This is a genomic window from Agromyces fucosus, from assembly GCF_004134865.1.
In the GTDB taxonomy this organism is placed as follows: Bacteria; Actinomycetota; Actinomycetes; order Actinomycetales; family Microbacteriaceae; genus Agromyces; species Agromyces fucosus.
The window spans coordinates 1,070,599-1,086,817 of sequence record NZ_SDPO01000002.1; the positions used below are offsets into that span (position 1 = coordinate 1,070,599).

The window sequence follows — 16,219 nt, forward strand, 5'->3', positions numbered from 1 at the left end:
CCGCGGAACACGAGAAAGGGCATGGAGCTGCACGGTGAACGATGAAGGACGAGTGCTCGCGGGTCGATACCGCGTCGGCGCTCTCATCGGGCGCGGCGGCATGTCCGACGTGCACGTGGGCACCGACACCCGATTGGGGCGGCAGGTCGCGATCAAGCTGCTGAAACCGCAGCTCGCGACCGACCCGGCGTTCCGCATGCGGTTCCGTCAAGAGGCGCAGTCGGCGGCCCGCATGGCCCACCCCACGATCGTGCGCGTCTTCGACGCCGGTGAAGAGACCGTGGTCGACGCTGCCGGTCAAGAGGTGCAGCTGCCGTTCATCGTGATGGAGTTCGTCGAAGGACGGCTGCTGAAGGACATCATCCACGACGGACCCCTCGAGGCGGCCGCTGCGGTTCGCGTCATCGACGGCGTGCTGACCGCGCTCGAGTACTCGCACCGAGCCGGTGTCGTGCACCGCGACATCAAGCCCGGCAACATCATGATCACGACCGCCGGCCAGGTGAAGGTCATGGACTTCGGCATCGCGCGCGCAGTCTCCGACTCCTCGACGACCGTCGCGCAGACCACGGCCATCCTCGGAACCGCCTCGTACTTCTCGCCCGAGCAGGCGAAGGGCGAGACCGTCGATGCCCGCACCGACCTGTACTCGACCGGCGTGGTGCTCTTCGAGATGCTGACCGGTCGTCCGCCGTTCCGCGGCGATACCCCGGTCGCGGTGGCCTACCAGCACGTCAGCGAGAAGCCGGTCAAGCCGAGCGTCATCAACCCGAAGGTCTCACCGGCCCTCGACGCCGTCGTGATGCACGCCCTCTCGAAGAACCGCGACCAGCGCTACCAGTCGGCCGCCGAGTTCCGCACGGACGTCGACACCGCGGCATCCGGTCGCGTGCCCGTCCACCGGGAACCCGATCAGGCCACGATGCTCTTCGGGGCGCCGACCGGCTCGCTCTCGAGCTCCGAGCTCGCCCTGCGCCAGCTCGCCGAAGACGAGACGATGACGCGAACCCAGCGTCGCCCGCCCGCGATCTGGATCTGGTCGGGCATCATCGGCGTCGTCGTCATCGTCATCGCCGTCATGTACTGGGCGTTCAACCTGCAGCCGACGGCCGAGTTGCCGCCGAACGTCAAGGAGATCCCAACACTGACGGGGAGCACGTACGAAGAGGCGGTCGACGCGCTCCAAGAGCTCGGACTTCCGGCGAGCTCTGTCGAGAAGACCGACGACACCGTGCCGGCAGGCCAGGTCATCGGCACCGATCCGCCCGCCGGCGAGAAGGTCGACAACGGCACGGCAGTGACCGTGTTCGTCTCGACCGGCAAGCAGGCCGTGGCGGTGCCCGATCTTCGCAACAAGACGCTCGAGCAGGCGAAGGCCGATCTCATCGCCCTCGGACTCGTGCCCGGCGCCGAGAACCGCGAGCCGTCGCCGACCGTGCCGGGCGACACCGTGCTCGGCACCACGCCCGAGGCGGGCGCTGCTGCCGAGGTCGGCTCGACGGTCGACTTCCGCATCTCGAGCGGCAGCGTCACGCTCCCCGACGTGACCGGACAAACCCTCGAAGCCGCGACCTCGTATCTCGCGGCCGAGAACCTGCAGCTCACGGCGGTGCCGAAGCCCGACGCCTCCTGCAAGGCGGAACCGGGCTCGCCGGTCACCAACCAGTCGCTCGCGCCCGGCGACGTGCCCCAGCACTCGACGGTCGAACTCACCTACTGCGCGGGCTGACGCCCTGCTCCGCTGCCTGACGCCCCGCTCCGCGAGCTGACGCCCCGGCGGAGCCCTTGCACGCCCGCCGAAGCCCCGGGCGGTGCGTGCGTGCACGCACGCAGCCTCGCGCACCTGTGTCGTGAGAAGCCGCGTGCGGCCGTCAGCCCGCCGTCGCCCGCACGAGCGGGCTGAGACCCACGGCGCGTTCGCGGGCGGCTGGGAAGCCCGCGACCGCGAGCCAGTTGCCGAGCATCCGGTAGCCGCCCTCGGTCAACACCGACTCGGGGTGGAACTGCACGCCGAAGATGGGGGCGCTCTCGTGGCGCAGTCCCATGATGACGCCGCCCTGTGTGCGGCTCGTCACGACGAGTTCGCCGGGCACGGTGTCGTCGACGACGGCGAGCGAGTGGTACCGCGTCGCCGTGAAGGGCTGCGGCACGCCGTCGTAGAAGTCACTGCCGTCGTGCGTGATGAGAGAGGTCTTGCCGTGCATGAGCTCTTCGGCGTTCGTGACGACCGCACCGAACGCCTCGGCGATCGCCTGGTGGCCGAGGCAGACGCCGAGGATCGGCTGCCCCGTTGCGAGGGCGGCCTCGACGATGGGGATCGACACACCGGCATCCGAGGGCTTGCCGGGCCCGGGCGAGATGAGCACGGCGTCGTACTCGGCGATCCGCGCGGGCACCTCGTCGATGCCGAACGAGTCGTTGCGTACGACCTCGGTCTCGGCGCCGAGCTCCTGCAGGTAGCCGTTCAGGGTGTAGACGAAGCTGTCGTAGTTGTCGACGACGAGCACCCGGGTCGAGGTGTGTTCCATGTCAGCTCACTCCACCGTGACGTTGATCGGATTCAGGACGCCGTCGACCCACGGGAACACCCATGTGAACAGCGCGAAGACGACGGCCGTGGCGAGCAGCAGCAGCAGGATGATGCGCAGCCACACAGGGCCGGGCAGCACTCTCCAGAGTGCACCGTACATGTCTCAGCTCCCCCAGGTTGCGACGATGGGCGCGATCTCGGCCGGAGGGCCGGCGGCGCTCGGCTGCCAGGACTCGAGCACGCCGTAGGCGATGATGCGCTCCGCGGTCGAGTACAGCGGATTGCAGCTCGTGAGCGTGACGATGCGGTCTGTGGGCGCGAGGTCGGGATGGTGCGGCACCGGCGCCAGCACGTCGACCGTCTCGGGGGTCACGTACTCGAAGTCGCGGAACCGGTAGGTGTACCAGCCGTCCTTCGTCTGGATGTAGATGGCGTCGCCGAGCTGCAGCTGCTCGATCTCGTGCATGCCGCCGCCGTACGCGCTGCGGTGCGAGGCGATCGCGAAGTTGCCGACCTCTCCGGGTCGCTGCGTCTGCGGGTAGTGGCCGACGCCGAGGTCGAAGCTGTTCAGCACGTCGAGCCCGTAGCCCTCGGCGATGTTGCGCTGCGAGTCCTCGCCGAAGCGGGGCACGTACATCACCGCGAAGGCGTCGCCGTTGGCGTACTCGGTCGCGTCCACCACGGGCGCGCCGTAGTTCGCGGGGTCCGGCGGAGGCGTCGCTCCCTGCGTCGCGCGGGCCTGCTCCTGCCATTCCTTGCTGAGCTCGGATGCCGCGGACGACTGCTGTCCGGCCATGATGGCGTCGTTCCACCAGAGCTGCCAACCGAGGAACAGGAGGATCAGCACGCCGGCGGTGAGCAGCAGTTCGCCGAGCACGCCGACGACGCTGACTCGGGGGCGCCGACCGTCCGAGGAGCGGCGTGCGCGCCGTCCATCGGCCTGAGACTCGGACATGAGGGCGATTCTAGCCCGCGGAGCAGTGAACCGAATGTGTTCGCGGGCCTTCCCTCGGCTAGAATCACCCGCATGGCACGTACGAAATCATCGAAGCCCGCGCGCGCAGAACAGGCGAGCGGCGAAGAGGCTCCGAACCCGGTGTGGTTCAAGCCCGTCATGTTCGGCTTCATGCTCGTCGGGCTCGCCTGGATCATCGTGTTCTACGTGAGCCAGGGCGCCTTCCCGATCGCCGACCTCGGCTCGTGGAACATCCTCATCGGATTCGGCATCGCCTTCGTCGGCTTCCTCATGACCACTCGCTGGCGTTAGCCGGCGCAACGACGCAGAAGAGGGGCGGATGCTGCGGCATCCGCCCCTCTGTCGTTGGTCGTGCTGCGACGCCACGCCAGTCGCGCGCCGCGTTCCGCACGTCGTACGTGCCGCTTCGATGCAGAGTTCTCCACAGGGTGTGGAGAACTCCAAGCCCCCGTGTCCCCCGTAATGACGACAATTACACGTGTGTAACTCTCCCCAGCTGTGGAGAGGCCTGTGGATAACTTCGAATGGTGTCAGGCGATCCGCGAGGCGTCAGCCGATCGGGCCCTGCTTAGACGATGGGGAAGAACAGGTATCGCAGGCTGAGCAGCACCAGCACCGCGCCCACGGCGATCAGGAGCCACATCTGCAGCCGCTGCTGCGACCGCTTGCGGGTCTCGACGAGGATGAACCCGATGAGCGCGCCGGCGGCGAGCCCGCCGAGGTGCGCCTGCCAGGCCACGTTCATGCCGGGGATGAAGCCGATGACGAGGTTGATGCCGAGCAGCACGAACAGCTGCGTCGCCTGACCGCCGAGCCGGCGCTGGATGACGAGGAACGCGCCCATGAGGCCGAAGATCGCGCCGGATGCCCCGACGACCGGCACGTTCGGCGGAGCGAGCCACAGCACGCCCACCGATCCGGCGAAGCCCGCCAGGAGGTACAGCGTGAGGTAGCGCCACCTGCCGAGCAGGCCCTCGAGCAGTTGGCCGAAGATCCACAGGGTGTACATGTTCAGCAGCAGGTGCAGGATGCTCCCGTGCGCGAACACCGACGTCATCATGCGCCACGGCTCGAGCGCACCCGGGTGCGAGTAGAAGCCCGCGTACCGGATCGCGCCCGTGACGCCGAGGCCAGGGATCATCTGCAGCAGATACACCGCCACGGAGATTCCGATGAGGGCATAGGTGACCACCGGTGCACCCCGCCCGGCGGCCGAGCGCATGCGCGTCAGCACCGCCGGCTTCGTCCGCGGGGCGCTCGCGCGCTGCTCGCGCATGCACTCGGGGCAGATGACCCCGACGGGGGCCTGGGTCTGACACTCGGGGCAGATCGTGCGCCCGCATCGCTGGCAGAGGATGTAACTCTGCCGATCGGGATGCCGGTAACAGAAGTTCGCCCGATCAGGCCCCGAGTCGCTCACCCGCGGGTCAGAGCTGCTCGACGGTGACGCTCTCGATGACGACGTCCTCGAGCGGCTTGTCACGACCGTCGGTGGCGACGGCGCCGAGGCGGTCGACGACGGCGCGGCTGGCCTCGTCGTTCACCTTGCCGAAGATCGAGTGCTTGCCCTGCAACCAGGTGGTGGGGGCGGTGGTGATGAAGAACTGCGAACCGTTGGTGCCGCGGCCCATCTGGATGCCGGCGTTGGCCATCGCGAGCACGTAGGGCTCGGTGAAGTCGAGCTCGGAGTTGATCTCGTCGTCGAACTGGTAGCCGGGGCCGCCAACGCCCTGACCGAGCGGGTCGCCGCCCTGGATCATGAAGCCGGGGATGATGCGGTGGAAGATGACGCCGTCGTACAGCGGCGCGGTGGACTTCTCGCCCGTGGCGGGGTGGGTCCATTCGATCTCGCCGGTGGCGAGGCCGACGAAGTTCTTGACCGTCTTCGGGGCGTGGTCGCCGTAGAGGTCGACCTTGATCGGTCCGTGGTTGGTGTTGAGCGTCGCGACTGCAGTGGGAATCGGCATCCTCATATTCTGTCACGGGTGGATTCGTCAACCGGCATGCCGTATTCGGACTCCCACCTCGCTTCCAGCCGTTTCGGTGGCAAGATGGAGTGGTTCGCTGCACATCGATGGAGGTCGAGATGAGCCTGTCACGCAAGCGCCGGAAGGAACTCAAGCGACTGCAGAGCAACGCTGGGGAACTCTGGGAGAACCAGCAGCACGTGCTCGAGCACGCCAACGCCGTCGCCCGCGAGGCCAGCCGTCAACTCGGCCACCTCACGCGCGAAGAGGTCGTGCCACGCGTCCGCACGGGGTACGACAGCTACGTCCGCCCCAACGTCCAGCGGGCCGGCACCGCCGCACGCGTCGCCGGTGACACCGTCGAGCGAACGGTGGGCAACGCGCTCGGCTCCGTGCTCTCGATCGGCGACATCGCCAACGACGCCCGCGTGCGCCGCGCCCTCGAGCGCGTCTCACCACGTGCGGCCGAGGTCGTCAAGGAGAAGCGCGGCCCGGGCTTCGGCACCTACCTGGCGATCGGCGCCGGAATCGTCGCCGCTGCTGGTGTGGCCTACGCGGTCTGGCAGACGTTCCGCGCCGACGACGAGCTCTGGGTGGCCGACGACGAGCCGACGCCGGGCGCGTCGACCGCGGCCTGACCGCACGAGTTTCCGAAGGCCCCGCCTGTTGCAGGCGGGGCCTTCGTCGTCTCCGCGGTCGCCCAACGTCAGTGCAGGCACTGAATCTCGAAGAATCTGTGAATTCGCCTTGCGGTCGACGTGAAAGTCCCGCTAGTGTCTAAAACCGTTGTCGAACACGCAATGCAGAGAGGAGTTGATACCCATGATGAAGCACATCTTCACGCCAGCATTTACTGCGGCCCACACGGGAGTCCTCCTCGCGCCTCGGGCCTGCTAGCAGTTCGCCTCGACGTCACGCGCCTTCGCGCCTGAACGTCCGATCCGCCCCTCGGGCGTGACCCTGCGGCAGCAGCCGCGCATCCGTCAGCGACCACGTCGCCGGCCGTCTCGCATGAGTCGAACCTCATGAGACACGAGCGGATGTCCCGGCTCACGCCAGACCGCGGAGGCGCGCATCACTCGCCATGAGTGCTCGCGCGCCGCCATGCCCGGACGAGTCCGTGCGCGCCGCCATTGAAGCGCCCGCGCACCGACATCCGGGATCACGTCGGCTCGATCCGATCGACCATCGACCGCATCGGCCGCTGCACCACCCGCAACGCCCAATCCGCACCACCCATCAGAAGGAATCACCGTGAATACGAGTACCATCTCCGCCGGCCGCACCGCACAGGTGCAGGCTGTCACCCTCCGCGCTGACGCCCGACAGCTCAGCGACCGGATCGCACGCCGTGCGGGCCACGCGCTCCTCGCGTGGAGCCGACGACGTGACGAGCAGCGCACGCACTCGGCGACCGCCGAGCGCCGCTGGAACGAACAGGCCGCAGCCCGCCTGCAGGCCGCCGAGTTCCAGCGCGTCACCCTGATGGCGCAGCCGCTGATCTGAGCGACCATGCGCACCATCGACAGCACCACCTCAGCCAGGCCCCCGCAGGTCGGCGTCGCAGCATTTGCGAGTCGGCCCGCGGGGAGCTCGGCCACCCGCGGCCGTGTCGCGAACGGTTCGGCCAGGCGGCCGGAACGTCGGCGACGCGGCCGCGGGCGCGTCTCCCCTTCGACGGGCGAGATCCTCCTCGACGGGCTCGGAGCCGGGCCCTACTCCCGAGCCGACGGCGGCACGCCGTCTGCGGGTTCGGCCGCGTTCAACCGCAAGGCGATGTCGAGCAGGCTCACGCGCTTCAGGCGCGACACCTCGTCGAGGTCGAACCAGCGGGCCTCGTCACTCGAACCGTCGACCTCGTTGCGGAGCTCGCCGCCGACCACGCTCGCCCGGTACACGACGCGCATCGCGTAGAGCGGCGCAGCTCCCGAATGACGCTTCGAGGTCGGCACGACCATGGTGTCGATGCCGAGCAGGCGGTCGACGGATGCCTCGTACCCCGTCTCCTCGAAGATCTCCCGCCGCGCCGCAACGATCGGGTGCTCGGAGCCCTCGATGCCGCCTCCGGGCAGCGTCCATCCGGAGCGACCGTGCTCGTTCCAGTGCGAGAGCAGGATCCGGCCATCGCGGATGATGACCCCGTACGCGGCGATGCGGATGTCCATCAGGACACTGTAGCGGGGCGATCGACGTGCCCGCCCCGACGCCGCTATGGTCGAGGCACCCGAGCGAACGGAACCCGCGATGACCGAAGCCTCGAAGATGATCGCAGCCGCACCCGAAGTCGATCGCTATCTAGACGGTCTCCCGTCGGAATTCGGAGGCCCGCTCGTCCGTCTCCGCGACGGCATCCGCAGCGCGGCGCCCGCGGGCACCGTCGAGAACATCAAGTGGAACGGGCCGAACTACGCGCTCGACGGTGTCGACCGCGTGACGGTCGGCACCGACCCCAGGGGCAAGGTGCGCATCGTCATCCACCGGGGCGTGAAGATCGTCGATGCCGAGGGCTTCAGCTTCGACGACGACACCGGGCTCGTGCGCTGGGCGGCGGCCGACCGCGGCGTGATCGCCCTGGACCCGGCCGAGATCGATGCGCATCGCGACGAGATCGTCGCACTGATCGAACGCTGGCTGCAGCTCTGACGGCGGATCCGGCCATCACTGCGACACGAGGTTCGCCACGCGCCCGAGGGCCATCTTGATGTCGATGAGCTCCCGCTTCTGGACATGCCGTTGGTAGTGGTAGACCTCGGGCGCGCAGTGTGGCCAGCAGCCAGACACAACACGGCCCGGAGCTGGTCACCGAGCATGCTTCCGCGATGTCGTGAGCGCGACGTGTGGGCCTCGGGGCGAGAGGTGTCCAGCAATCCGGACAGGGAGCCGCCCTCGTGCGCTATGAGCGGCGTGCGTATGATCGCGGGAGAGGGAGATGGTGATGCCCAAGATCATCTGGGTTGTAGTAGCGATCGCCAGCCTTGCGGCTGTGGCAGTCACGATGGCGCTGTTCCCAGACGCGATAGGACCGTGGATCGCGGTGATTCTCTGGGGCTCGATCGCAGTCGGTTCGGTAATCAGAGTGTTCACGAAGCGATCCGGCCCGCCGGCGCAGGAGCCTGGACGCGGAGCGCTCGAAGCCTACGAGTCCAACTACCTCAACCGACTCCCTCATCGCATCGAATGGCCGATTGACCAGGAGCCGTCGACCTCGATTGTCGAGGATGGCGGGCAGGGCGACATTCGGGGTAATCGCATCGTCGTGGATCCTCCTGAGCAACGAGTGCCCGGCCCTCAACGGAGACACGAGGAAGGGTGAGCTCGCGATCCGTTTCATGTGCTGAGAGGAGCGCTTCGCCGACGCAGTGCACCTCGAGATCCGAGGCGCGCGAGGGCGAGGTGAGCGCCAAGCATGGAAGTGGCCAGGGTGCGCCCCTTCAACAGGAGACTGCGCCCTTGCCACATGGTGCGAGGTCAGCCGGCTACCGCCGACGCGAACTCAGCTGTGTCGATCTCAGTCCCACCGGATGTAGGCGCCGCCCGTGACCGTGGAGATCGACTTGCCGCTCGCTTGCGTTAGGCGAGGACGTTGCCCTGTTCAACATGTGGTCTCCTTCGATCAGAAAAGGAGGAGATCGGTCGATCCTCCGGTGAAGAATGCCCGGACCGGCTCGGGAGGTTGCCTATTCGCGAGAATCAGTTCGGTGGCCGATGACGAGCGCCGCACCGATGAAAGCAGCGCCGAGAGGAGCGCCGATCTCGCGCACGAGCCGGACGAGCAGATCAATGAATACGCCGGCCGTCTGACCGACGACTCTATCGCCGCCGATTCCGCCGAGAACCGGCGGGAGGATGACGATGAGCACCGCGCAGAGTGCGAGCAGCGCGACACCAACCCACAGGAGTGTCTTGGCAGATCCAGTCACGTTGAACGTCATCAGGTAGTGCTCCCTCGAGAAATGGTCGGTCACCAAGAGATGTCCGGCGCAACGCCTCCGGATGCATAAAGGCGCCGACTTCGACGGCAGCTGCATAGCGACGCACCGACGCGTCGCGCTGCGCTGCGATCGTGTTCCGCCTCAGGGGACTGTGGCTAACTACCCGCCGTCACCGCCATCAACGGGCGCGAGGCCGAGGCGTTGGCAGACCGCCGGCTCTGACGAGGGAACTGCGGCCGCGCTGCCATCAGGCATCACGCAAACGATGAATGCCTCGGGCACCTCGCCTGGGGCGTTCGTCGTCGACCGGGGATCGAATCCCGGCTCCATCGCACCCTGCTCCCACATCATCGTGCAGAATTCCACAGCTTCGATCGCGCGGGCTTCGCCGTTCGCGGAGGCAAGCGAGCCCATCCCTCCCGGGTAGCTGCCGTCGGCCGCACGCTGGTCGGACTCCAGGCAGTGCACGATCTGCTCGTTCGACACCGTCTGTGCCTGCAATACGACTCCTGCGGCCGTAGCGCCAATGCCAACAACCAGCACCCCGGCGCCGCCCCACGCGAACCAGCGGTTGCGGCGCCAGCGTGCTCTCTTTTCGCGCGACTCTTCGAGGTTCTCGAGCACGAGACTCTTGATCGCAGCCTCGCGCCCCGGGCGCATTTCGGGGCGGCCGTCCAGCGGTTCGTTCATATGTCGACCACTTCCGATGCTGGAGCGAATCGTTCGAGCTCCACCTGGAGCTTCTTCCGGGTGCGGGACAGCTTCGCCTTCACAGTGCCGACGGGCATATCGAGGACGATTGCTGCTGCGGAGACGGGCAGTTCATCGATCAAGCAGAGCTCGATCACACGCTGATCCGATTCGCTGTAGCGCTTCATCGCGACTCGCAGCGCTTGGAAGGCTTCGCTGGCTGCGATCTGCGCGAGGGTGCGCTCACTCAGATCGGGCTCGTGATCGGGAGGAGGCAGCTTCGCAAGCAGCCGCCGATACCGGCGGCTCGCGCGATCGTGGTTCAGGCAGACATTCAGGGTGACGACCAGCAGCCACGGCCGGAGCGAGCCATCCACGAACCTGACACTGTCGCGCTTCCGCCATGCCTCCATGAAGACGATCGCGACGACATCCTCGGCCTCCGTGACATCACGGAGGCGGTCGTATGCCCGTTTGAATACGAGACGCCGATACCGGTCGAAGATGACGGCGTACGAAGCGTCGGTACCAGAGGTCGCCTCCAGCCACAGAACAGCATCCTGCACCTCGTAATTCACACCCGAAGTCTAAGCAGGAGGTCACGCGAACGCGGTACCGGAACGTCGACCGTGAAGTACCGTGATCCCACGAATACAACCAAGGTGGCATACCCGGCTATCTCTCTCCAGAAGGGCATGTGCGGGGAGAGATCGAGAACGAGCGAGCGCGCAGCCTGGCTGGGAATCGCTCACGGCAGAGAAAAACCCCGGAATCTCGCGGTATTTGCGGGATTCCGAGGTTCTGAGGTTCTGAGTTGCTGTGGAGCCTAGGAGATTCGAACTCCTGACATCCTGCTTGCAAAGCAGGCGCTCTACCAACTGAGCTAAGGCCCCGAGCGGATGCCTGAGGCATCCGTTCTTCATATTGAATTGTTCACAGTGGGGATACGAGGACTTGAACCTCGGACCTCTTCGTTATCAGCGAAGCGCTCTAACCGCCTGAGCTATATCCCCGAATTTCGGCCAGAGGAAAGACTACCGGACGTGGCAGGAATCTCCGAATCGGGCCGAGAATCGCATGAGTTGTTGGTGAATCCGACGAGGATGCCGCCCGTGATCTTGACGCTCAGGTTGTAGAGCACGGCGATGATGGCGCCGAGCGCCGTCGTGACGACGAGGTTCAGGAGTGCCGCGACGACCGCGAAGCCCATGACGTTGCCGAGCGACAGGATCGACGTGAGGTCGCCGCCGGCGCCCGCGACGTCTTGCACGAGCTCGTTGACCTTGTCGAAGATGCCGGTCGAGTTCAACACCGTGTAGATGAGGAACGTCGCGACGATGCTGACGACCGCGAGGCACACGGCGACGAGGAACGACAACTTCACCGCCGACCAGAAGTCGATGTAGACGAGCCGGAGGCGCACCTGCTTGGCAGGGGTCTTGCGGTTCGACTTGCGGGCCAGCTTCTCAGCGACGCTACTCATCTAGGGTTACTCCTCTCGCGCGGGCTCGGCCGCTTCGGACTCGGCGGCCTCCTCCACGAGATTCCGCTCGGAATTCTTCGCGATGGCGATGATCCTGTCGTCGTTCGCGAACTTCGCGAACACGACGCCCATCGTGTCCCTGCCCTTGGCGGGAACCTCGGCGACGTCAGAGCGTACCACCTTGCCACTGGCAAGAACCACAAGGACCTCGTCGTCGTGACCGACGATCAGGGCCCCTGCGAGGTCGCCTCGATCCTCGCTCAGCTTGGCCACCTTGATGCCCAGACCGCCGCGGTTCTGCAGGCGGTACTGGTCGACGGCGGTGCGCTTGGCGTACCCGCCCTCGGTGACGACGAAGACGTACCTGGCGTCGTCGTCGCCGGCGTCGGCCTCGGTCTCGTCGGTCTCCGTGCCGTCGGTGAGCGAAGCGGCGACGACGGATGCCTCGAGCAACTGGTCGCCCTCACGGAACGACATGCCCTTCACACCGGACGTCGAGCGGCCCATGGGTCGCAGCGCCTCATCAGTGGCCTCGAAGCGCAGGGACATGCCCTTCTTCGAGACGAGGAGGATCTCGTCGTGCACGCCCGCGAGCATCGCCGAGACGAGCTCGTCACCCTCGCGGAGGTTGATCGCGATGACGCCCCGGGAGCGGTTGGTGTCGTACGCCGTCAGCTCCGTCTTCTTGACGAGTCCATCGCGCGTGGCCAGCACGAGGTACTGCGCCACGCTGTAGTCGCGGATGTCGAGGATCTCGGCGATCTGCTCGTCGGGCTGCATCTCGAGCAGGTTCGCGACGTGCTGGCCCTTCGCGTCGCGGCCGGCCTCCTGGATCTCGTACGCCTTCGCCCGGTAGACGCGGCCCATGTTCGTGAAGAACAGCAGCCAGTGGTGCGTCGTGGTGACGAAGAAGTGCTCGACGACGTCGTCGGCGCGCAGTTGCGCGCCCTTCACGCCCTTGCCGCCGCGGTGCTGCGAGCGGTAGTTGTCGCTGCGCGTGCGCTTGACGTAGCCGCCACGCGTGACGGTGACCACCATCTCCTCTTCGGGGATGAGGTCTTCGACCGACATGTCGCCGTCGTAGCCCGGCATGATGTGCGTGCGTCGCTCGTCGCCGTACTTCGCGACGATCTCGGCGAGCTCTTCGGAGACGATGGTGCGCTGGCGCTGAGGCGAGGCGAGGATCGACTCGTAGTCGGCGATCTTCTCGCCGAGCTCCTCGGCTTCCTCGTTGATCTTCTGGCGCTCGAGGGCGGCGAGACGTCGGAGCTGCATCGCGAGGATCGCGTCGGCCTGGAGGTCGTCGATGTCGAGGAGGTCCTTGAGCCCGTCTCGTGCGACGTCGACCGTCGCCGAAGCGCGGATGAGCGCGATCACCTCATCGAGGGCGTCGAGTGCCTTGAGGTAGGCCCGCAGGATGTGCATGCGGGCCTCGGCCTCGCGCAGCAGGAACTGCGTGCGCCGAACGATGACCTCGATCTGGTGATCGACCCAGTGGGCGATGAATCCGTCGATCGAGAGGGTGCGCGGAATGCCGTCGACGATCGCGAGCATGTTCGCGCCGAAGTTGTCCTGCAGCTGCGTGTGCTTGTACAGGTTGTTCAGCACGACCTTCGCGACCGCGTCGCGCTTCAGCACGATCACGAGGCGCTGGCCGGTGCGGCCCGAGGTCTCGTCGCGGATGTCGGCGATGCCGCCGACCTTGCCGTCCTTCACGAGGTCGGCGATCTTGATCGCGAGGTTGTCGGGGTTGACCTGGTACGGCAGCTCGGTGATGACGAGGCAGGTGCGCCCCTGCAGCTCTTCAACCGAGACGACGGCGCGCATCGTGATGGATCCGCGACCGGTACGGTAGGCGTCGTTGATGCCCTTGACACCGAGGATCTGCGCGCCCGTCGGGAAGTCGGGGCCCTTGATGCGCTGAATCAGCGCCTCCTGCAGCTCCTCGCGCGAGGCATCGGGGTGCTCGAGGTACCACTGGGCGCCGGATGCCACTTCGCGGAGGTTGTGCGGCGGGATGTTCGTGGCCATGCCGACCGCGATGCCGACCGAGCCGTTGACCAGGAGGTTCGGGAACCGGGCCGGCAGAATCGCCGGCTCCTGGGTGCGCCCGTCGTAGTTGTCCTGGAAGTCGACAGTCTCCTTCTCGATGTCGCGCACCATCTCGAGCGCGAGCGGAGCCATCTTGGTCTCGGTGTATCGAGGAGCGGCCGCGCCGTCGTTGCCGGGCGAGCCGAAGTTGCCTTGGCCGAGCGCGAGCGGGTAGCGCAGGCTCCACGGCTGCACGAGGCGCACGAGGGCGTCGTAGATCGCCGTGTCGCCGTGCGGGTGGAACTGGCCCATGACGTCGCCGACGACGCGGGCGCACTTCGAGAACGCACGGTCGGGGCGGTAGCCGCCGTCGTACATCGCGTAGATGACGCGGCGGTGCACCGGCTTCAGGCCGTCGCGCACGTCGGGCAGCGCACGCCCGACGATGACGCTCATCGCGTAGTCGAGGTACGAGCGCTGCATCTCGAGCTGCAGGTCGACCTGGTCGATCCTGCCGTGGATGCCGGGGCCCTCGACCGGCTCGTCGCCGCCGGGGTTGATCACATCAGATGTCAAGGAAACGCACGTCCTTCGCGTTCTTCTGGATGAAGTTGCGGCGGCTCTCGACGTCTTCGCCCATCAGGGTGGAGAAGATCTCGTCGGCGGCGGCCGCGTCGTCCATCGTGACCTGCAGCAGCGTGCGGGTCTCGGGGTTCATCGTGGTCTCCCACAGTTCCTGGTGGTTCATCTCGCCGAGACCCTTGTAGCGCTGCACGCCGTTGTCTTTCGGGATGCGCTTGCCGGCGGCGACGCCGGCGGTGAGCAGCGCATCGCGCTCCTTGTCGGAGTAGACGTACTCGTGATCGGCATTGGTCCACTTCAGGCGGTACAGCGGCGGCTGCGCGAGGTACACGTAGCCGAACTCGATGAGCGGGCGCATGTAGCGGAACAGCAGCGTGAGCAACAGGGTCGTGATGTGCTGGCCGTCGACGTCGGCGTCGGCCATGAGCACGATCTTGTGGTACCTGGCCTTCTCGGTGTTGAAGTCCTCGCCGATGCCGGCGCCGAAGGCGGTGATCATCGCCTGGACTTCGGCATTGCCGAGCGCGCGGTCGAGTCGGGCCTTCTCGACGTTCAGGATCTTGCCGCGCAGCGGCAGGATGGCCTGCGTCTCGGGGTTGCGACCCTGCACGGCGGAGCCGCCCGCCGAGTCGCCCTCGACGATGAAGATCTCGGAGACCGACGGGTCCTTCGACGAGCAGTCCTTGAGCTTGCCCGGCATTCCGCCCGACTCGAGCAGGCCCTTGCGCCTCGTCGCCTCGCGCGCCTTGCGCGCAGCGAGTCGTGCGGTGGCCGCCTGGATCGCCTTGCGGATGATGTCGCGGGCCTGCGTCGGGTTGCGCTCGAACCAGTCGCCCAGCTGATCGGAGGTGACCTTCTGCACGAACGACTTCACCTCGGTGTTGCCGAGCTTCGTCTTCGTCTGGCCCTCGAACTGCGGCTCGGAGAGCTTGACCGAGATGACGGCCGTGAGTCCCTCGCGCACATCATCGCCGGAGAGGTTCTCGTCCTTCTCCTTGATGATGCCCTTCTCGCGGGCGTACTTGTTCACGAGGGTGGTCAGCGCCGACCGGAAGCCCTCTTCGTGGGTGCCGCCCTCGTGCGTGTTGATGGTGTTCGCATACGTGTGCACCGACTCGGTGTACGACGTCGTCCACTGCATCGCGACCTCGAGCGCGATCTTGCGCTCGGTGTCTTCGGTCTCGAACGAGATGATCTCGTCGTTCACGACATCGGACTTCTTCGAGCGGTTGAGGTATTCGACGTAGTCGACGAGGCCGCGCTCGTAGAGGAAGGTGTCGGTGCGCTGACCGGGAGTCGCGGCATCCGCTTCGTTCGCCGCGGTGTCGTCGGGATCGATCTCGACATGGCCGACGCGTTCATCGGTGAGCGTGATGCGCAGGCCCTTGTTGAGGAAGGCCATCTGCTGGAACCGGGCGCGCAGCGTCTCGTAGTCGAACTCGACGGTCTCGAAGATGTCGGGGCTCGGCCAGAACGTGGTCGTCGTGCCGGTCTCGTCGTTGGGCTCGTCCTTCGACAGCGGTGCGTCGGGCACGCCGACCGTGTAGGACTGTCGCCACACATGGCCCTGGCGTCGCACCGCGACGTCGAACTTGGTCGAGAGCGCATTGACGACGGATGCACCGACGCCGTGCAGACCGCCCGAAACCGCATACCCGCCGCCGCCGAACTTGCCGCCCGCGTGCAGCACGGTGTGGACGACCTCGACCGTGGAGCGGCCTTCGGTCTTGTGGACGTCGACGGGGATGCCGCGGCCGTCGTCGATGACGCGCACACCGCCATCGGGCAGGATCGTCACGTCGATCGTGGTGGCATGGCCCGCAAGCGCTTCATCGACCGAGTTGTCGACGATCTCGGAGACGAGATGGTGCAGGCCTCGTGGGCCCGTCGAGCCGATGTACATACCCGGCCGCTTGCGAACCGCTTCGAGCCCCTCGAGTACCTGGATCTCATCAGCACCGTAAGCCGGTGACTCCTGGGGGTTCGTCGGTTCCGCTGTCATGTGTGAATCGGGCTCCTGACCGTCAT

Annotated in this window: 19 protein-coding genes and 2 tRNA genes; 7 read left to right on the forward strand and 14 right to left on the reverse strand. The window is 66.7% G+C overall.

Annotation, left to right across the window (positions count from 1 at the left end; translation table 11 throughout):
• The first annotated feature begins 34 nt into the window (after positions 1-34).
• Entirely contained in the window at positions 35-1,729 is a 1,695-nt protein-coding gene (gene pknB, locus ESP57_RS10690) for a Stk1 family PASTA domain-containing Ser/Thr kinase (protein ID WP_129231524.1), read from the forward strand.
• A gap of 142 nt (positions 1,730-1,871) precedes the next feature.
• Here pknB and ESP57_RS10695 read toward each other — a convergent pair whose 3' ends face one another.
• Genes ESP57_RS10695 through ESP57_RS10700 form a run of 3 tightly spaced genes read right to left on the reverse strand, consistent with a single transcriptional unit; the run spans position 1,872 to position 3,485 of the window.
• A complete protein-coding gene (locus ESP57_RS10695; protein WP_129231525.1) occupies positions 1,872-2,528 on the reverse strand; it encodes an anthranilate synthase component II in 657 nt (218 codons plus the stop codon).
• A gap of 6 nt (positions 2,529-2,534) precedes the next feature.
• On the reverse strand, positions 2,535-2,690 hold the full coding sequence (locus ESP57_RS18430) for a hypothetical protein (protein ID WP_165877438.1): 156 nt from the start codon (positions 2,688-2,690) through the stop codon (positions 2,535-2,537).
• Between the two features lie 3 nt (positions 2,691-2,693).
• Entirely contained in the window at positions 2,694-3,485 is a 792-nt protein-coding gene (locus ESP57_RS10700; protein WP_082571194.1) for a class E sortase, read from the reverse strand.
• A gap of 36 nt (positions 3,486-3,521) precedes the next feature.
• Here ESP57_RS10700 and ESP57_RS10705 point away from each other — a divergent pair, with 36 nt between their 5' ends.
• Entirely contained in the window at positions 3,522-3,797 is a 276-nt protein-coding gene (locus ESP57_RS10705) for a cell division protein CrgA (protein WP_341539081.1), read from the forward strand.
• A 277-nt stretch (positions 3,798-4,074) separates the two neighbouring features.
• Here the strand turns inward: ESP57_RS10705 and ESP57_RS10710 are convergent, their stop codons facing one another.
• A complete protein-coding gene (locus ESP57_RS10710; protein WP_341539082.1) occupies positions 4,075-4,668 on the reverse strand; it encodes a rhomboid family intramembrane serine protease in 594 nt (197 codons plus the stop codon).
• A 22-nt stretch (positions 4,669-4,690) separates the two neighbouring features.
• On the opposite strand from ESP57_RS10710, the gene ESP57_RS18845 reads away from it, so the two are divergent.
• Entirely contained in the window at positions 4,691-4,822 is a 132-nt protein-coding gene (locus tag ESP57_RS18845; RefSeq protein ID WP_279387793.1) for a hypothetical protein, read from the forward strand.
• A 111-nt stretch (positions 4,823-4,933) separates the two neighbouring features.
• Here the strand turns inward: ESP57_RS18845 and ESP57_RS10715 are convergent, their stop codons facing one another.
• Positions 4,934-5,473, reverse strand: a complete 540-nt coding sequence (locus tag ESP57_RS10715) for a peptidylprolyl isomerase (RefSeq protein WP_056007058.1) — start codon at positions 5,471-5,473, stop codon at positions 4,934-4,936.
• A 119-nt stretch (positions 5,474-5,592) separates the two neighbouring features.
• Between ESP57_RS10715 and ESP57_RS10720 the strand changes: the two genes are divergently transcribed.
• A complete protein-coding gene (locus ESP57_RS10720) occupies positions 5,593-6,111 on the forward strand; it encodes a hypothetical protein (RefSeq protein WP_056007912.1) in 519 nt (172 codons plus the stop codon).
• A 616-nt stretch (positions 6,112-6,727) separates the two neighbouring features.
• Positions 6,728-6,979 carry a hypothetical protein gene (locus tag ESP57_RS10725; RefSeq protein ID WP_056007061.1) on the forward strand — a complete coding sequence of 84 codons (252 nt, stop codon included), beginning with the start codon at positions 6,728-6,730 and terminating at the stop codon, positions 6,977-6,979.
• A 209-nt stretch (positions 6,980-7,188) separates the two neighbouring features.
• Here ESP57_RS10725 and ESP57_RS10730 read toward each other — a convergent pair whose 3' ends face one another.
• A complete protein-coding gene (locus ESP57_RS10730; RefSeq protein ID WP_165877439.1) occupies positions 7,189-7,638 on the reverse strand; it encodes an NUDIX hydrolase in 450 nt (149 codons plus the stop codon).
• Between the two features lie 79 nt (positions 7,639-7,717).
• On the opposite strand from ESP57_RS10730, the gene ESP57_RS10735 reads away from it, so the two are divergent.
• Positions 7,718-8,116 carry a DUF1801 domain-containing protein gene (locus tag ESP57_RS10735; protein WP_129231526.1) on the forward strand — a complete coding sequence of 133 codons (399 nt, stop codon included), beginning with the start codon at positions 7,718-7,720 and terminating at the stop codon, positions 8,114-8,116.
• 292 nt (positions 8,117-8,408) lie between these two features.
• Positions 8,409-8,786 carry a hypothetical protein gene (locus tag ESP57_RS10740; RefSeq protein ID WP_129231527.1) on the forward strand — a complete coding sequence of 126 codons (378 nt, stop codon included), beginning with the start codon at positions 8,409-8,411 and terminating at the stop codon, positions 8,784-8,786.
• Between the two features lie 364 nt (positions 8,787-9,150).
• Here ESP57_RS10740 and ESP57_RS10745 read toward each other — a convergent pair whose 3' ends face one another.
• The 8 genes from ESP57_RS10745 to gyrB all read right to left on the reverse strand — a co-directional run bounded on the left by ESP57_RS10745 (position 9,151) and on the right by gyrB (position 16,193).
• Positions 9,151-9,405 (reverse strand): hypothetical protein, encoded by a 255-nt coding sequence (locus tag ESP57_RS10745; protein WP_129231528.1) that lies wholly within the window; start codon positions 9,403-9,405, stop codon positions 9,151-9,153.
• 159 nt (positions 9,406-9,564) lie between these two features.
• Positions 9,565-10,095, reverse strand: coding sequence for a hypothetical protein (locus ESP57_RS10750; protein WP_129231529.1), 531 nt, complete (start codon positions 10,093-10,095; stop codon positions 9,565-9,567).
• The gene (locus ESP57_RS10755; RefSeq protein WP_129231530.1) at positions 10,092-10,673 is read right to left on the reverse strand and encodes an RNA polymerase sigma factor; all 582 of its coding nucleotides are present in this window, start codon (positions 10,671-10,673) and stop codon (positions 10,092-10,094) included. The genes ESP57_RS10750 and ESP57_RS10755 overlap by 4 nt, the downstream gene beginning before the upstream one ends.
• A 242-nt stretch (positions 10,674-10,915) precedes the next feature.
• Positions 10,916-10,988: transfer RNA gene (locus tag ESP57_RS10760), tRNA-Ala, on the reverse strand.
• A 46-nt stretch (positions 10,989-11,034) separates the two neighbouring features.
• A tRNA-Ile gene (locus tag ESP57_RS10765) sits at positions 11,035-11,108 on the reverse strand.
• Positions 11,099-11,578 carry a DUF3566 domain-containing protein gene (locus tag ESP57_RS10770; RefSeq protein WP_129231531.1) on the reverse strand — a complete coding sequence of 160 codons (480 nt, stop codon included), beginning with the start codon at positions 11,576-11,578 and terminating at the stop codon, positions 11,099-11,101. The genes ESP57_RS10765 and ESP57_RS10770 overlap by 10 nt, the downstream gene beginning before the upstream one ends.
• Before the next feature lie 6 nt (positions 11,579-11,584).
• Positions 11,585-14,092 (reverse strand): DNA gyrase subunit A, encoded by a 2,508-nt coding sequence (gyrA, locus tag ESP57_RS10775; protein ID WP_424219769.1) that lies wholly within the window; start codon positions 14,090-14,092, stop codon positions 11,585-11,587.
• Positions 14,093-14,174: 82 nt separating this feature from the next.
• A complete protein-coding gene (gene gyrB, locus ESP57_RS10780; RefSeq protein WP_056007073.1) occupies positions 14,175-16,193 on the reverse strand; it encodes a DNA topoisomerase (ATP-hydrolyzing) subunit B in 2,019 nt (672 codons plus the stop codon).
• Between the last annotated feature and the right edge of the window lie 26 nt (positions 16,194-16,219).

Coding starts and splice junctions, on each gene's coding strand:
- ESP57_RS10720 (WP_056007912.1), top strand. CDS start 5,593: ATGAGCCTGTCACGCAAGCGCCGGAAGGAACTCAAGCGACTGCAGAGC.
- ESP57_RS10715 (WP_056007058.1), bottom strand. CDS start 5,473: ATGCCGATTCCCACTGCAGTCGCGACGCTCAACACCAACCACGGACCG.
- ESP57_RS10700 (WP_082571194.1), bottom strand. CDS start 3,485: ATGTCCGAGTCTCAGGCCGATGGACGGCGCGCACGCCGCTCCTCGGAC.
- ESP57_RS10735 (WP_129231526.1), top strand. CDS start 7,718: ATGACCGAAGCCTCGAAGATGATCGCAGCCGCACCCGAAGTCGATCGC.
- ESP57_RS10745 (WP_129231528.1), bottom strand. CDS start 9,405: ATGACGTTCAACGTGACTGGATCTGCCAAGACACTCCTGTGGGTTGGT.
- ESP57_RS10695 (WP_129231525.1), bottom strand. CDS start 2,528: ATGGAACACACCTCGACCCGGGTGCTCGTCGTCGACAACTACGACAGC.
- ESP57_RS10750 (WP_129231529.1), bottom strand. CDS start 10,095: ATGAACGAACCGCTGGACGGCCGCCCCGAAATGCGCCCGGGGCGCGAG.
- ESP57_RS10770 (WP_129231531.1), bottom strand. CDS start 11,578: ATGAGTAGCGTCGCTGAGAAGCTGGCCCGCAAGTCGAACCGCAAGACC.
- ESP57_RS18430 (WP_165877438.1), bottom strand. CDS start 2,690: ATGTACGGTGCACTCTGGAGAGTGCTGCCCGGCCCTGTGTGGCTGCGC.
- ESP57_RS10740 (WP_129231527.1), top strand. CDS start 8,409: ATGCCCAAGATCATCTGGGTTGTAGTAGCGATCGCCAGCCTTGCGGCT.
- ESP57_RS10730 (WP_165877439.1), bottom strand. CDS start 7,638: ATGGACATCCGCATCGCCGCGTACGGGGTCATCATCCGCGATGGCCGG.
- gyrA (WP_424219769.1), bottom strand. CDS start 14,092: ATGCAGCGCTCGTACCTCGACTACGCGATGAGCGTCATCGTCGGGCGT.
- gyrB (WP_056007073.1), bottom strand. CDS start 16,193: ATGACAGCGGAACCGACGAACCCCCAGGAGTCACCGGCTTACGGTGCT.